The following is a 15,295-nucleotide window of genomic DNA, read 5'->3' as shown; positions in this document are numbered from 1 at the left end:
TAATAGATCTAATCATCTGTAACTAGTGGCAAATAAAGACTAATCTGGGTAAATTTATCTGGTTCGGACTGGATTTCCATATGGTAGTCGTCTCCGAACTGCAATCTTAAGCGTTGATCAACATTTTTCAGACCGACACCACCTAAGCGAAGGAGAGTCGCATCCATAGAGGCGTTGACATCAAAGCCACGGCCGTTGTCATAGATCGATAATATCAGCTGCCCCTCTTCTGCTGCTGATGTCACCCGAATCACGCCTTGTCGGTCAATTTCCTTGATGCCATGGTAGATGGCATTTTCAACCAAGGGCTGGAGTACCAGCTTGGGCAATTTATAATCAGCTATAGATTCATCCTCTTCAATCGCATACTGGAGCTTGTCGCCATAGCGTTGCTTCTGGATAAAAAGATACTGACGAACGTGGTCAATCTCATCTTTGAGAGCAATCTGTTCATGCCCTTGATTAAGCGCCAAACGGAAATACTGAGCGAGTGATTTTGTTACCTCAACAACACGTTTGCTGTCATTAAACTCAGCCATCCAGACAATCGTATCCAAGGTATTATAAAGGAAATGAGGGTTGATTTGAGCTGAGAGAGCTCGGAGCTCATAGCGTCGGACATTTTGTTCTTCAGTCTTGACAGCTTCCATCAGCTGTTCAATTTGGTCCAGCATTTTATTGAACTGCTGAGCCAAGTCAACCAACTCTGGAGAACCCTTTGCTTCCGCTCGCAAATTTGAGTCACCTGCGCCAATCTTTAGAATAACTGCTTGTAGATTCTGCAGAGGCTTAATCCACAAACGAAGAACAAACCAAATACCAGTCAAGCACAGCAGGAGTGCTAAAATGCCCATTCCTACAAAAGAATAAAGCATCTGTGACTGAAGCATCTGCAATTGCTCTAATGAGGCAACGCCAATTAAAGTCCAGTCACTATCTGGAATGTCAATCTGATAGACAAATGCCTGCTTCTGGTCTGCATAACCATCCTTGACCGAGATATAGGACTGCATAGCTTTCATTTCCTGACTGGAGGAGTAAACACTTTTCTTAGGATGATAGACAAATTCATGCTGGCTATTGACAATAAAACTAAAGCCTTTCTTCCCTAGCTGAAGCCGATCCAGATAGGCTTTGAGACTCTTATAGCCAATATCCAGACGCAAAACACCGAGATTCTGCCCTGCTTCATCCACCACTTCCTGAGTGACAGAAACAACCCACTTCTCCTTCTCTGATGACAGAGATTCCTTGCGAGCAGGGGTCAAGACAGGCATGGCTTTGGTATGAACAGCTTCCTGATACCATTTTTCATTCATCATATCAGAAGATGTCTGCATGCTAATTTGAGAATCTGTTGAGACCACGCGCCCGTCCTTGGTAACCAATACTGCCGACACCAAATCCGGATCTGTCTCAATAATGGTTTTCATCAAAGCCTGTACTGACGTTTCGCTGCTTTCATGATTCTGAGCAAACTTCCGAATCGTTTCTTCCTTGCTCAGTGTGGAGGTGGTTTGTTTTAATTTTTGCAAATAAGAAGCAATGAACTGCCCGCTTTGCTCCATACTATTGCGCGTCGTCCGCTCTGTCAGCCGCCGAATAGTCCCCGAGCTAGTCTGATAGTAAAGACTCCCAACAAATCCCAAGAGGAAAAGAACCAGCAGAAAAATATAGACAATCAACTGGATAAGAAGCGGATATCGTTTCATTTCCCCTCCCCTTTTTTAAACTGCCGAGGTGTCAGCCCAACCACCTGCTTGAAGCGCTGAGAAAAATAGTTCATATCTTCAAAACCTACCTGCTCTGCTATTTCATAAATCTTCAAATCTGTAGTCAGGAGTAAGAGTTTTGCTTTTTTCATCCGCTCTTGGATCAGATAATCTTGAAAGGGCAAGCCTAGTTCTTTTTTGATAAGAACGCTAAGATAGGACGGACTAAACCCCAATTGGAAAGCTAAACTTTTCAGACTTAATTCTGAATCAGCTAGACGCGCGTGAATAGCCTCTTCCAACTCAGAGTGCTGTCCCTGATCAACCAAGTTTTGAATCTGGGCTTTTTTTCGTTCCTTATCAAGCTTAGTCTGCACCTTGGCCAACATTTCCTCAACATCATCTTTGGAAAATGGCTTGAGAAGATAGTCATCTGCGCCTAGTTTAATGGCGGTCCGAGCATAGTCAAAATCATCATAGCCCGTCAGAAAAACGATATGGCACTTAGGAGCCTGGTCCCTGACTAGCTTGGCCAGTTCGAGGCCGTTCATCTGTGGCATGTTGATATCGGTCAGCAGGATGTCAGCAGGATTTTCCTGAAATTTCTTCCAAGCTTCTATTCCATTTTCAGCCTGGGCAATGACTTGCATACTAAACTTCTCATAGTTTACCAAGGACGCAATTCCCTGTCTTACCAGATACTCATCCTCTACAATCATAATTGAATACACAAGATTCAACTCCTTATTTATACTGGATTTATTATAGCAAATTTTCAATCAAAATGCTCTTAAACATAATCCAAAAGATAGCCGTAGCCCTTCTCCTCCATCTCATCTTTTGGAATGAACTTGATTGACAAACTATTAATACAATAGCGTAAGCCACCCTTGTCCTTAGGACCATCAGTGAAAACATGGCCCAGATGGGAATTTCCAACTCGACTACGAACTTCTGTCCGTGTCATGTTGAAACTCTTGTCTTCTTTGTAAGTCGCAACATCTGGACTGATAGGACGTGTGAAACTCGGCCAACCGCAACCTGAGTCAAACTTATCCTTTGATGAAAAGAGAGGCTCTCCCGTCACCACATCCACATAGATACCAGCATCGAACTTATCCCAATAGCGATTAGAAAAGGCCCGCTCTGTATCATTCTTTTGTGTGACAGCGTATTCTTCAGGAGAGAGCTTAGCCTTAATCTCTTCATCGCTAGGCTTAGGATAGCGACTAGCTTCGATAACAGGATAAGCAGCTTGATTGACATCGATATGGCAATATCCATTAGGATTCTTTTTTAGGTAATCCTGGTGATAATCTTCTGCCTTGATAAAGTTTTTTAGAGGTTCTTTTTCGACGGCCAAAGGCTTAGCATATTTCTTTGCAACTTCATCAAAGACCTGGTTAATAGTCTCAAGATCAGCTTCGTCAGTATAGTAAACGCCTGTCCGATACTGGGTACCCTGATCATTTCCCTGCTTGTTTTTAGAAGTTGGATCAATAATGCGGAAATAGTGAAGCAGAATTTCTTTTAGCGAAATTTTCTTGGCATTGTAAGTGATGTGAACAGTCTCAGCGTGACCAGTTTGAGAGACTAATTCATACTTGGTCGTGTCTCCCTTACCATTTGCATAGCCTGATACTGCATCAAGTACACCTGGCACGCGAGAAAAGTACTCTTCTACTCCCCAGAAACAGCCGCCAGCCAGATAAATCTCCCGCTTGTCTTCTTCCTTGACATCTTCTTGCTTTTGTTGGGATACAGTTTCTGTCTTGCTCATAGAGGCTTTCTTGATTTGCTCAGGAGAAGATTGCTTACCATTACCCACAATCACATAGACCAGTCCAAAGCAGACAAGCAAGCCAAGCAGAACCAGAAGAATTTTCCATTTGCCTTCCATGTTCATTACTCCTTTCTACTTGATTTCTTTCAGTGTTTTCTCAATATCTTCCTTGCTCATATAGCCAATATGTGTCTTGGCAAGAGAGCCGTCGCTGCCTACGAAAAGAGCAGATGGATAAGAGCGAATACCGTATTCTTTCAGCAATTCTCCCTTAGTATCCATGAGAACTGGGAAGTCTTTGTAATCCAAAGATTTGTACCATTCCTTGAAATCATCAGCAGACTTTTCTCCGTTAAAAGTCGGAGACACCACCGTCAGCACAACATAATCTTTTCCTGACTGCTCCTTAGCCAAATCATTAGTATCACCAAGTGTAGATAGACAGATAGAGCACCAAGAAGCCCAAAACTTTAAATACACTTTCTTGCCTTTGAAATCAGACAGCTTGTAGGTCTTGCCATCTACTCCTTGCAGACTAAAGTCTTTGGCCATCTTGGTAGATTGCTCAGAATCAGCTTTTGTTTCCATATTGCTTTTATCACTTTTAGAAACTTCCGAGTTCATCTTCTGATTTGAACAGGCTCCCAAAAGGCCGACACAAAGCAGACTGATAGTCAATATTGATAACTTCTTCATCGTTTTCTTTCCTTTCAAAATAAGGAGAAAGCCGACAAAACTGACGACTTTCTTTCCTATGGTGGAATTCTTATTTGTCAGATGACATTTCGGATGAATCTTTCATGTCATCCTTCATGCTTGAATCGCTTGATTTCATATCATCTTTCATATCAGACTTATTGTCAGACATCATAGAAGAATCCTTCATATCATCCTTTTTCATTTTATCATCAGACATGCTGGAGTCTTTCATATCCTCCTTCTTCATGTCGTCTTTTTTCATATCATCTTTCTTCATCATACTGCTGTCATCCATCTTCTTCATATTAGAATCTGATTTTTGATTAGAGCAGGCTGCTAGGACAAAGATACTAAGTGCAGCGATTGTAAGTGTAGTGATTTTTTTCATGATGTGTCTCCTTTAATTATATAATTTTTATCCAAATAATGATGCTAAAGCGTTTAGATTTCCAAGCATCAGCAAAATTCCCATGAGAATGATAAGTGCACCGCCGATTTTCTTAAGCGTTCCCATATAAGGTTTGAGTTTCGCAAAGCGCTGTACTACCCAGCCAGAAGCCAAAGCCATAGCTAGAAATGGAAGCGCTAATCCAAGTGTATAAACCAACATAAGCAAGCCTCCCTGAAGAGCGCCGTTACCGCCAGAAGCTGCAATTGCTAAGACAGAGCTCAGAACAGGTCCCACACAGGGCGTCCAACCAAAGCTAAAGGTGATACCCAAGAGAAAAGCGTTAAGAAAATCACTTCTTTTACTATTCTTTTTAAGTTGGATGCTCTTTTGCTTTTGCAGTTGCTGGATATTAATGATTCCCATCTGATGGATTCCCAGTAGAATGACAATCCCACCAAGAACGTAGCGAAACCAAGGGGCATAGAGGACTTGCCCCAAAGCACCAGCTCCATAGCCCAAAACTAAGAATACAGTTGATAAGCCAGCTATAAAGCAGAGAGTCTTAGCTAGACCATACCAGGAAATATCTTTTCCCATAAACCGAACCGTTTTCGGCTGATCCGAATCCAGCAAAATCCCCACATAGACTGGCATAAGTGGTAAAATACAGGGCGAGAAAAAAGATAGAATCCCCGCCAGAAAAACAGAAATAAAGAACAAAAAACTTGTTGCCATTTCAAAAACCTCTCTATCAATTTCTGACTATAGTATAAAATAAAAATCCCCCTAAAAATAGGGAGATAGATTTGAAAAAACTTGAATTTGATGTTATCTTTGCTAAATCAAGCGTTAAAAATGTTTATCACTTATTGTGGATTTATGTTAAGTTGAGAGTAAATGTAAAAGTGCTTCCTAGGCCATACTGGCTTTCGACCATTATTTCCCCACCCAGCTGATGAGCCAACTCACGAGCAATAGCAAGGCCCAGACCATGCCCACCTGTCTTCATATTACGAGAAGTTTCCACACGGTAAAGGCGTTTAAAAATCTTATCCAAATCCTCAGGAGCAATACCCCGTCCTTCATCCTTCACACTGATTGTCAAGATTTGATCAGTTAATTGAGCCACTATCTCGATTTTAGTTCCAGGGTCGGAGTACTTAAAGGCATTATTTATCAAGTTGACCAAGATACGGGAAAGTTTATCGTAATGACTCTTAATTTTTGCTGACTCGGGAGACACTTGAATGTAGATGTCCCGCTCCTCCCGCTCAATCAATAGTTGAAATTCACTCATGACCTCAATCAATAGCTGGTCTAGAAAGACTATTTCAGCTTCTCCATCTGATTCTATTCGAGGCTGGGCATTAAGAGTCAAAACATCCAATTCTTCCACCAATTTATTCAAACGCTCTGTCTGACGGCTAATCGTGGTCAAGTAATGAATCTGCTCCTCTTCTTCGATCACTCCATCTAAAATCCCCTCCACAGTCGCCTGAATAGAGGTAATGGGAGTTTTAATATCGTGAGAAAGCTGGGCAATCATCATTCCTTTTTCTCGTTCACTTTCATCAAGCGACTCAAACGTTTCTTGCAAATTATACGACATATCGTTAAAAGCCTGACCCAACTCTTGAAATTCGATAGGGCCCTTGGCGTCAATCTCTGTACTAAAATCTTTGTCAGCAATATTCTGAGCCTGTTTTTTCAGATGCCGAAGGGAAGAAAATACTGGCGATAAAAGAAAGAGACTGACTGCCGCTCCTATAAAACTAGCAATCAATGTCATTCCAACTAGGAAATATATCTCGCTTTTTACAATCAACATTCGCTGGACTGCCCAGAAAACGAGTAAAATCGTTAGTAGGCTAGAAATTAGGTACCCTACTAGAATGTAACTTTTTAATTTCATTTTCCACCTCGTGATCTTTCCATTTTATACCCAAGACCCCAGACAGTTTTGATGGCAGGAGTGTTTGAACTGGCATACTTGGTCAATTCCTGTCTCAGAGCATGGATATGAACATTAAGTGTATTGGTATCATCTACGAAGTCTTCCTGCCACACCTTCTCGTAAAGCTCCGTCTTTGAAAAAACTCTCTCAGGATTACTAGCTAAAATCCAAAGCAGTTCAAAGGACTTCACTGTTAATTCCAACAAACACTCCCCGATACGAGCCTCATGAACCACATGATTCATCATCAAGTCACCGAGCTCAATTTGTTCGATCTCACCTCCACGATGAAGTCGGCGCAAAATATTATTGACTCTTAGAACTAGCTCGCGTGGACTAAAAGGTTTGGCTATAAAATCATCTGCTCCTAAGCTCAACCCGTAAATTTTGTCTTGCTCGCTGGTCTTAGCCGTTGTAAAAAGAAAAGGTTGATCAGGTACTATATACTGAACCTCACTGATAAAGTCATAGCCGTCCATATTTGGCATCATAATATCCGTGATGATCAGGTCAACAGATTTCTTTCTGAAAAGCTCTAATCCCTCCACGCCATCTCGAGCCACTAAAACTTGGTAGCCAGCCTGCACAAGATAGCGCTTTTTGATATCCAGAATATCCATCTCATCATCAACAAGTAAAATTGTCTTTCCCATTGCTAATCTCCTCATAAAAACAGTGTTATACTGGCTTTAGTATAACACTATTTTTAGTAATTTTTAAATGATTTGAACCTTAATCTTTTTGTTTTTCTTTCAAACCTAGAAAGCCAAGAATTCCTGCCAAGGCTAGTCCAAAGAAACCAATAGTAGCTGTAGCTGTTTGAGCTTCACCAGTTGTGGGTAACGTAGCCTTATCATTTTTTTTCATCGTATCTGCCATCGGCATAGAAGTTGGGTGTTCCCCCTTCACATCAGTCATGCGATGATCTACTTCCTTCGTACCCTCAGCAGTACTCATAGAATCTGTTGCAGAAGACTTCTTATTCATCTGACCTTCTTGAGATGGTGTTGTAGAAGGTTTCATATTCATTTGACCTTCTTGAGATGGTATTGTAGCCATTTCTTTTCCACGAAGCTGAATCGTTACTTGACGAGTCGCAATAAGATTTGTCAAATCTGGTTTTCCATCTTTGGCACCATAGACTTTGACAGTCGCTTGATAAGCATGAGTGCCATTAATACGAAGTTGGTCAAGAAGAGCTTGCCCGTCTTTACCTGTAGTATTGCCGTTCAAATCCACTTCGTAGAAGTATTGACCTTTCGCCAAGCCTTCAAGTGGCAAGAGGGCTGGATTGTTCGCTTTGCCATTGTCTGACCAAGGAGCTTTGTCAGAAGATTTGAGTAAGAGACGTGTCAACATGCCGTCTCCACCGAAAGCTTCATACGGAATAACTTGATTAACACCTGCCAAGAATGGACCAGGAACGTTTGCCTTTTCTAAGTAGCCAGCTGGGACATCAATATGGTCTTTAATATTTTTGGTGACTGAGTCTTTGACTGATTCTTTTGAAACAAGGCCATTTAAACTAACAGTTACATTTTTTGTTGCTACAAGATTAGTCAAATCTGGTTTACCATCTTTGGCACCATAGACTTTGACAGTCGCTTGATAAGCATGAGTGCCATTAATACGAAGTTGGTCAAGAAGAGCTTGCCCGTCTTTACCTGTAGTATTGCCGTTCAAATCCACTTCGTAGAAGTATTGACCTTTCGCCAAGCCTTCAAGTGGCAAGAGGGCTGGATTGTTCGCTTTGCCATTGTCTGACCAAGGAGCTTTGTCAGAAGATTTGAGTAAGAGACGTGTCAACATGCCGTCTCCACCGAAAGCTTCATACGGAATAACTTGATTAACACCTGCCAAGAATGGACCAGGAACGTTTGCCTTTTCTAAGTAGCTAGCTGGGACGTCTACTGAGTCCTTAGTATTTTCTTCAACTCCTTTTCTAACTTCATCTGGAGTCGTTACCGATTGAGAAGTAGCCGCTTCACGATCTTGGTTTGAAACTTCAACAAGAGTTGCCTCCGGTTTAGCTTCTTCTTTTTGATTGCTAACTTCTGCCATAGTCTGTTCTTCTTTTGGTTTTACCATTTCTTCCTTAGGAGATAGGCTAGACTTATCTAGAGAAATAGTTTCATCAACCTCTTCCTTAGGAGCTGACTGATTTGCAGGTAGAGCCGAATCCATTTCTTCTTTTAAAACTGTCTCTGGCAACTTATTCTTTTCTAATAATGACGAATCTTCTTGAAGAACTTTAGTAGGAGTTGAGGTGAGATCATCTGCATGTACGGTATTTGGTTGACCAACTAGCAAAAAGAAACCACTGGCAACAACAACGGAAGCCACACCCACGCTTAAACGACGAATTGACCAGCGGGTATATTTTTGATTTGAATTGAATTTCATAAGATTCTCCTTTAGGTTTGTTTTTTTTATGACTTTAGTATAATCTCCTAAGATTAAAAATGGTTAAGAAAAAGTTAAAATTTTTCTTAAATCTATCTTATAAAAGGATTATATTGTCATATTGCTCATAAAAAAACAGCTTGAATTCCTTCGCCATAAATTCCCTACTATAATTGACAATGAGTCAAAAAAATCCACCACATTGTGGCGGATGTTATCTATTAGCTCTCCATCTCAAAACGCTCACTCTTCTGCTTGTTTGGCAAAAAGAGAGAAAGTAGGATTCCAACTAGAGCTGGCACCAACCAAGGCAATGAAGCCTGAGCAAATGGAAGAGAATTTATAATACCACTTATCCTAGTGATATGGAACTGCTGTCCGAGAATACCCGCAAAGGAAATCAGAGTCACTGCTGCCACCGTTATTTGCATACCGATTTTGGACAGTGGTAAGAATTTATTGACAATGACAATCAGAACGATAACAATGGTAATTGGATAGAGAATTTGCAAGACTGGAACAGAATATTGAATGATGGCATTGAGGCCAAGATTAGCAATCGCAAAACCAATCAATGTAAAGACCGTGGCGTACACTTTATAGGATACTTTAGGGAAAGTTTTATGGAAAAATTCCGCAGTCGATACAATAAGTCCTGCTGTTGTTGTGAAGCAAGTCACAGTAACCATAGCTGCAAGGAAAATCTGTGCTGTAGGTCCAAAGATAGCCTGTGTCGCCTGCGACAGGACATAAACACCAGGATTGCCTTTGGCAATTATCTCAGCTGGAACTGGGAAATGATTGCCTAGAAAAGCCAAACCGATATACATGGCGCTAAAGCCCAACGCTACCATCAAACCAACAACCCAGATGGTTGAAACATATTCCTTTTTATTCTTGAAACCAAGCTGGTTAAGAGTTGTTACCGCAATGACGCTGAAAGCCACGGAAGCCAAGGCGTCCAAAGTATTATAACCTTCCAAGAAGCCCTTTCCAAAAGCTGACGCAGCATAAGCTTCTGAAGCCCGCTGAGGAGCATTTGATCCGTATTTCAAAGCTCCTAGAATGACTAAGATGATGATCAAAACTGCAAAGACTGGCGTCAGAATACGTCCAATCCGATCCAAAATCTTAGATGGATTCAAAGAAATCAGGTAAGCAGCCGCAAAGTAAAGTGTCGTGAAAACAATCAATCCGATACCAGTCATATTTTTAGACAGCATAGGAGCAATACCAACTTCATAGGCCACCGTCGCTGTCCGCGGAATAGCAAAGAAAGGCCCAATTGACAAATACAAGGTTACAAGATAGACAATAGCAAACCAAGGTGCAATCTTCTGAGAAATCTCGTGAATATAGCCCTTAGGATTGAGCGTTCCGATAATCAAAGTCAGAACAGCAAGTCCAACCCCAGACAAGACAAATCCTGCAATAGCTGGCAAAAAATGCTGACCAGATAATGTTCCAAGTGAAGGCGGGAAGATCAAGTTTCCAGCACCGAAAAACATTCCAAACAGGAGCAAACCTGTCAAAGTACCTTTTTTAATCACGAGAATCTCCTTTTTAATTTTTCATGCTTTATCATTATATACGGAAATAGCCACCTCCGCAAGATTTTTAACTTTTTCAGAATATTGATTCGAATCAAAAGAGAAAATATGATTTAAATCAAATCATATATCAATAGGTTTTAGCAAATTCCTGACTTATCCACAGATTTAAGGCTTATTTTAAAGTGATATAAATAAGTTTGTTTTAGATCGTATAATTTACCAACCTATCTCTATCTTTTTTTGATGGTTTACTTTCTTTAAACAGACATGCTCTACTGTTTCTGAATGCGAGAAAAATACAATATTGTCCTTCCAGATCCAAAACAAAATAAAAGAGATTTTTCATAGTAAAAAGGTTGAGACATCCTATCTCAACCTTTTAAAAATGGCTATAAAACATTTAGCAATCTTTACACATCGCTAAATCTTCTGTACTTAATTTCGAATTCAAAGAAGTTCTTCTCTTGCAGCATATGGAAAATATCTCGATAAGCCTCCTCATCAAAATGATGTCCCAAATACAAGATTTCAAAGCTTAACCCTTCATATTCCAGAAAGGCATTGGTCGTTCGAAAGCCATTACGCTTATAGAAGTCCATACGTGCTTGACGTTGCTCTAAATTGTCACATTCTTCATCGACACGTTCTACCTCTAGAACCATAGTTTTTTGATAAAACTCTGTCAGTTTATGAATGATTTCTCCCCCATAGCCATGGCTGCGAAGGTGCGGCATAATCGCAAAGAAGCTGACATAGAACATTTTTTCGTTATAAACTGCAAAAGCAAAACCAACAAATTCTTCCTCATTGTAGAAGGCAAAGAAATGAGACCGTTCATCATTGGTATAGCGGAGAAATTCATTAATAGGAACTCTCTCTTCTTCAGGAAAGGCTTCTCGATTTAAGGCCTCCACCTTATCTAAATCAGGAAATTCTGCTGTAATAATTTGACTAGTTAAAGACATTGCTACCTCACTTTGCTTATATTCTAGCAGTTATCAAATGATTTAGCAAACCTTTTAAACTTCTTCTGCTTTTTTAGAAAATTGACTCTGATAAAGGTCATAATAAAATCCTTTATCAGCCAAGAGACTCTCGTGATTGCCTTGCTCGATAATCTGACCATCCTTGAGCACCAAAATCTTATCCGCTTCTTGAATGGTCGACAGTCGGTGAGCAATGACAAAACTGGTCCGCCCCTGCATGAGAGTCTTCATAGCTTTCTGAATCAAGAGCTCCAGTCGTGTATCGACAGATGAGGTCGCCTCATCCAAAATCAAAATCTTAGGATTGGCCAAAAGAGCCCTCGCAATCGTAAGCAACTGCTTCTGCCCCAGCGAGATATTGCTGGATTCTTGGTTCATTTCCATGTTGTAGCCGCCTGGCAAGGTACGGATAAAATGATCCACATTAGCAGCCTTGGCTGCCTCTACAATTTCTTCATCAGTGGCTTGCAGATTGCCAAAACGAAGATTTTCCTTTATAGTCCCCTCATAAAGCCAGGCATCCTGCAGCACCATACCGAACTGTTTACGGTAGTCCTGACGGGACAGATGTCGTATATCATGCCCATCCACTGTAATCGCGCCTTTGGTCACATCGTAGAAACGCATAAGAAGATTAATCAGCGTGGTCTTACCAGCACCAGTCGGACCTACAATGGCAACCATTTCTCCAGGTTTGACCTCCAGATTGAAATTCCGAATGAGCGGCTTGTCTGCTACATACTGGAAGTCCACATCCTTGAAGCTAACCTGACCTGTCAGATCTTGATCCAGCTTTTCTGTCTCATCATTGACTTCGTCCGCTTCGTCCAGCACTTGGAAAATTCGATCCAAAGAAGACTTGGCACTCTGAAGCTGACCTGCCAGCTGAGTCAGGTTTTGAATAGGCTGGTTAATCTGCCAGACATATTGAACAAAAGCCTGCATATTCCCGACTGTCAAGCGCCCTGCAATAACCTGAAGACCGCCCAGCAGAGCTAACAAGAGGTAGGTCAGATCTGAAATAACATTCAAAACAGGCATCATCAAACCAGAAATAAAGCTAGCTTTAAAACCTACTTTCTGCAAGTTTTGCGTAATTTGACGAAAATCCTCCTGGGAGCTTTCTTCTCTGACATATAGCTTCAAAATATTAAATCCTGTCAGATTTTCCTGAACAAAGCCATTCATAGCCCCCAGTGCATCTGCCTGCTGTTTAAAGTAAGGCTGGGATTTCTTCACGATAAAGCGAGCACTGAGGTAGGTAATCGGAATCGAAACTACCACAATGATACCCAACTGCAGATTGAGCACCAATACCATGACGATAACCAAGATCAGAGTAAAGACTGCATTGATAACCTGCAGAAAGGACTGCTGCAAGGCGTTTGAAACAGCTTCGACATCGCTGGTAAAACGCCCCAGCAAATCACCAAACTGATGCTTATCAAAGTAAGAAACGGGGATACGATTAATCTTATGGCTAAGTTCATTGCGCAAGTCACGAATGGTAGCCTGCACTGCATTGGTCATAAAGTAATTAGAATAGTAAGAACCGATTTCATAAATAATCGCCCGTACAAAATACAAAATCATGACCCAGCCGACATAGGACACATTAATCTGGGCGCCAGCTACACCTTTAGCCATATCCAGCAGATTATTTGTCAATTCTGTAATAGCTAAACCTAATACAAAGGGCTCGACGACACTCATAACGACGCTGAGGATTTTGAGGAAGATCGCAAAGGCGACTGCAAATTTATAAACTTTTAGGTAGCTCCACAGACGAGCAAAACTAGATGTGTTTTTCATGTCAGTCTCCTTTCTATTCCTCTGTCAAAGCTTGATTTTTCAGCTGCGAATCCGCAATTTCGCGATAAATATCATTGGTTTCCATCAGTTCTTCGTGCTTCCCGCGTCCGACGATTTCACCCTGATCCAAGACGATAATTTGGTCAGCGTCCATGATGGTTCCCACACGTTGGGCTACAATCAGCACCGTTGCCTGGCCTGTCACTTCCTTGAGGCGACGACGCAGCACCGCATCTGTCTTATAATCTAGAGCAGAAAAAGAGTCGTCGAAGATATAAATTTCCGGCTTTTTGACCACCGCGCGGGCGATAGAGAGTCGCTGCTTCTGCCCACCGGATAGATTGCTGCCTCCCTCAGCCAGATGAGTCTCAAAACGCTCTTCCCGACTCTCGATAAAATCCTTGGCTTGAGCAACATCAGCCGCCTGACTAAGCTCTTCCTGACTAGCCTCTTCCTTTCCGTAGCGCAGGTTCGCCGCGATAGTTCCAGTAAATAGCAGAGCCTTCTGCGGAATAAAGCCAATCTTCTGACGCAGAGCCTTAAGATTGTACTCGCGGACATCCACACCGTCCACTAAAATTTTGCCCAGTGTTACATCGTAAAAGCGCGGAATCAGCTGCACCAGTGTAGACTTACCAGAACCAGTAGAACCGATAAAGGCAATAGTCTCACCCGGCTTAGCCTTGAAGGAAATATTATGCAGTACAGGACTCTCTGTCTCACCTGGATAAGCGAAGGTTACATTGTCGAACTCCAGATAACCCTGCGTCTCTGTCTCGGTTATACCATCTTCGTTAGGATTGATGGAAATGGGCATGTCCATGACTTCCTTGAGCCGCTGGCTCGATACTGCCGTCCGAGGATACATAGTAAAGAGATTGGCCAAGAAGAGGAAGGACAGCAGGGCGTGAAAGCTGTATTCGATAAAGGCAACGAGATTCCCGATTTCAAGACTGCCGTCCCGCAAGGGGTCTAGGGCAAACCAGACAATGGCCACAATCATCGCAATAATAATCTGCACAAAGAGTGGCTCTGTCAGACCAGTCAGCTTAAAGAGCTTATTGGAGTTTTGCGCGTAGACCTCATTTTCGTCAGCAAAACGCTTCTCTTGAAATTCCTCTCTTGCAAAAGCTCGAATAACGCGTAGACCAGTCAGATTTTCCCTCACATACTGATTAATCTTATCAAGGGTCTTCTGCTGCTTTTCAGACAAGGGCTTGGTTTTAACCGCCACATAAATGACCACGACAGCCAAGAAAGGCACTGAAACAGCTACAATCCAGGCTAGAGATGGGCTGGTCAGAAAAATCATGAGAATACTGGACAGCATCATCATGGGAGTAATGACACCCATTTTCAGGGTTTGCTCTGCAAACTGCATAAGCACAAAAGCATCCGAAGTCAAGCGCGTGACCAATGAAGACACACCGATTTGCTCATACTCATGATGAGAATACTCTTGCAGCTTGGCATAGAGATCATTGCGCATGTCCTGCACCATGGTCGTCGTTAGCTTTCCAGCCGCATAAGCCAGAACGATTCGCCCCAGCACTCCTAAGATAATAACGCCAAACATCACCCAAGCCCAGAAAAAGAGCCGATCTGTCTGCTTAGGATTGATTCCCTCATCAATCATCCGAGCCAGCACCGTTGGCAACCCTAGATTGACAATCACAAAAAAGATTGCCGCAACAAAGTCCAAGACCAGCCACTTAGGATATCTCTTCAAATAAGACCAAATGTATAACATAACTCCTCCTTCACCATCTATTCAAAAATAACTCACTATAAAGCACCCAAGTGCTTTTAAAACACAGAAAAGAGCGCGCAAATGCACGCTTTAATACAAATATTATAACAAAAATATGAAGTAGGGTAAAGGTCATTTCAGACTATTTTCTGCTTATCATCAGCCTCATAAATGACTGTCAGCAGCAAACTTCCTGAAAGCAGACTAGCAACTGTTTTAATTGCATGACTTATATAGAAAAACAAACCTAGT

At 41.7% G+C, this 15,295-nt stretch carries 13 protein-coding genes; all 13 read right to left on the bottom strand.

The window, feature by feature from the left end; all coding sequences use genetic code 11:
* Nucleotides 1-8: 8 nt before the first annotated feature.
* Complete coding sequence (locus RWX26_RS03660) at nt 9-1,712, bottom strand: sensor histidine kinase (RefSeq protein WP_314579287.1); 1,704 nt, start codon at nt 1,710-1,712, stop codon at nt 9-11.
* Nucleotides 1,709-2,443 (bottom strand): response regulator, encoded by a 735-nt coding sequence (locus RWX26_RS03655; RefSeq protein ID WP_314579285.1) that lies wholly within the window; start codon nt 2,441-2,443, stop codon nt 1,709-1,711. The genes RWX26_RS03660 and RWX26_RS03655 overlap by 4 nt, the downstream gene beginning before the upstream one ends.
* A gap of 59 nt (nt 2,444-2,502) precedes the next feature.
* Nucleotides 2,503-3,612: a peptide-methionine (R)-S-oxide reductase MsrB gene (gene msrB / locus RWX26_RS03650; RefSeq protein ID WP_314579282.1), complete on the bottom strand. Its 1,110-nt coding sequence runs from the start codon at nt 3,610-3,612 to the stop codon at nt 2,503-2,505.
* A 15-nt stretch (nt 3,613-3,627) separates the two neighbouring features.
* Complete coding sequence (locus RWX26_RS03645) at nt 3,628-4,191, bottom strand: redoxin family protein (RefSeq protein ID WP_314579279.1); 564 nt, start codon at nt 4,189-4,191, stop codon at nt 3,628-3,630.
* A 70-nt stretch (nt 4,192-4,261) separates the two neighbouring features.
* The gene (locus RWX26_RS03640) at nt 4,262-4,582 is read right to left on the bottom strand and encodes a hypothetical protein (RefSeq protein WP_227969368.1); all 321 of its coding nucleotides are present in this window, start codon (nt 4,580-4,582) and stop codon (nt 4,262-4,264) included.
* Nucleotides 4,583-4,609: 27 nt separating this feature from the next.
* Nucleotides 4,610-5,320, bottom strand: coding sequence for a thiol-disulfide oxidoreductase-associated membrane protein CcdA2 (ccdA2, locus tag RWX26_RS03635; protein WP_125401639.1), 711 nt, complete (start codon nt 5,318-5,320; stop codon nt 4,610-4,612).
* Nucleotides 5,321-5,462: 142 nt separating this feature from the next.
* On the bottom strand, nt 5,463-6,497 hold the full coding sequence (locus tag RWX26_RS03630) for a HAMP domain-containing sensor histidine kinase (RefSeq protein WP_061595195.1): 1,035 nt from the start codon (nt 6,495-6,497) through the stop codon (nt 5,463-5,465).
* Complete coding sequence (locus RWX26_RS03625) at nt 6,494-7,192, bottom strand: response regulator transcription factor (protein ID WP_032907405.1); 699 nt, start codon at nt 7,190-7,192, stop codon at nt 6,494-6,496. Before RWX26_RS03625 ends, RWX26_RS03630 begins: the two co-directional genes overlap by 4 nt.
* A 79-nt stretch (nt 7,193-7,271) precedes the next feature.
* Nucleotides 7,272-8,942: an SSURE domain-containing protein gene (locus RWX26_RS03620; protein WP_314579270.1), complete on the bottom strand. Its 1,671-nt coding sequence runs from the start codon at nt 8,940-8,942 to the stop codon at nt 7,272-7,274.
* 221 nt (nt 8,943-9,163) lie between these two features.
* A complete protein-coding gene (brnQ, locus tag RWX26_RS03615; protein WP_314579268.1) occupies nt 9,164-10,492 on the bottom strand; it encodes a branched-chain amino acid transport system II carrier protein in 1,329 nt (442 codons plus the stop codon).
* A gap of 413 nt (nt 10,493-10,905) precedes the next feature.
* Nucleotides 10,906-11,460 (bottom strand): GNAT family N-acetyltransferase, encoded by a 555-nt coding sequence (locus RWX26_RS03610; RefSeq protein ID WP_002895565.1) that lies wholly within the window; start codon nt 11,458-11,460, stop codon nt 10,906-10,908.
* 54 nt (nt 11,461-11,514) lie between these two features.
* Nucleotides 11,515-13,293 (bottom strand): ABC transporter ATP-binding protein, encoded by a 1,779-nt coding sequence (locus RWX26_RS03605; protein WP_314579264.1) that lies wholly within the window; start codon nt 13,291-13,293, stop codon nt 11,515-11,517.
* A gap of 13 nt (nt 13,294-13,306) precedes the next feature.
* Nucleotides 13,307-15,043, bottom strand: a complete 1,737-nt coding sequence (locus RWX26_RS03600; protein WP_314579262.1) for an ABC transporter ATP-binding protein — start codon at nt 15,041-15,043, stop codon at nt 13,307-13,309.
* Nucleotides 15,044-15,295: the final 252 nt, after the last annotated feature.

Source organism: uncultured Streptococcus sp., assembly GCF_963536705.1.
Classification (GTDB): domain Bacteria; phylum Bacillota; class Bacilli; order Lactobacillales; family Streptococcaceae; genus Streptococcus.
The sequence above is the reverse complement of the archived record's forward strand: the minus strand, read 5'-3'. Positions and strand labels throughout refer to the sequence as shown.

Excerpts from the sequence above, each read along its gene's own strand:
- RWX26_RS03600 (WP_314579262.1), bottom strand. The coding sequence starts at position 15,043 with ATGTTATACATTTGGTCTTATTTGAAGAGATATCCTAAGTGGCTGGTC.
- ccdA2 (WP_125401639.1), bottom strand. The coding sequence starts at position 5,320 with ATGGCAACAAGTTTTTTGTTCTTTATTTCTGTTTTTCTGGCGGGGATT.
- RWX26_RS03625 (WP_032907405.1), bottom strand. The coding sequence starts at position 7,192 with ATGGGAAAGACAATTTTACTTGTTGATGATGAGATGGATATTCTGGAT.
- RWX26_RS03605 (WP_314579264.1), bottom strand. The coding sequence starts at position 13,293 with ATGAAAAACACATCTAGTTTTGCTCGTCTGTGGAGCTACCTAAAAGTT.
- RWX26_RS03620 (WP_314579270.1), bottom strand. The coding sequence starts at position 8,942 with ATGAAATTCAATTCAAATCAAAAATATACCCGCTGGTCAATTCGTCGT.
- RWX26_RS03610 (WP_002895565.1), bottom strand. The coding sequence starts at position 11,460 with ATGTCTTTAACTAGTCAAATTATTACAGCAGAATTTCCTGATTTAGAT.
- msrB (WP_314579282.1), bottom strand. The coding sequence starts at position 3,612 with ATGGAAGGCAAATGGAAAATTCTTCTGGTTCTGCTTGGCTTGCTTGTC.
- RWX26_RS03640 (WP_227969368.1), bottom strand. The coding sequence starts at position 4,582 with ATGAAAAAAATCACTACACTTACAATCGCTGCACTTAGTATCTTTGTC.
- RWX26_RS03645 (WP_314579279.1), bottom strand. The coding sequence starts at position 4,191 with ATGAAGAAGTTATCAATATTGACTATCAGTCTGCTTTGTGTCGGCCTT.
- RWX26_RS03630 (WP_061595195.1), bottom strand. The coding sequence starts at position 6,497 with ATGAAATTAAAAAGTTACATTCTAGTAGGGTACCTAATTTCTAGCCTA.
- RWX26_RS03660 (WP_314579287.1), bottom strand. The coding sequence starts at position 1,712 with ATGAAACGATATCCGCTTCTTATCCAGTTGATTGTCTATATTTTTCTG.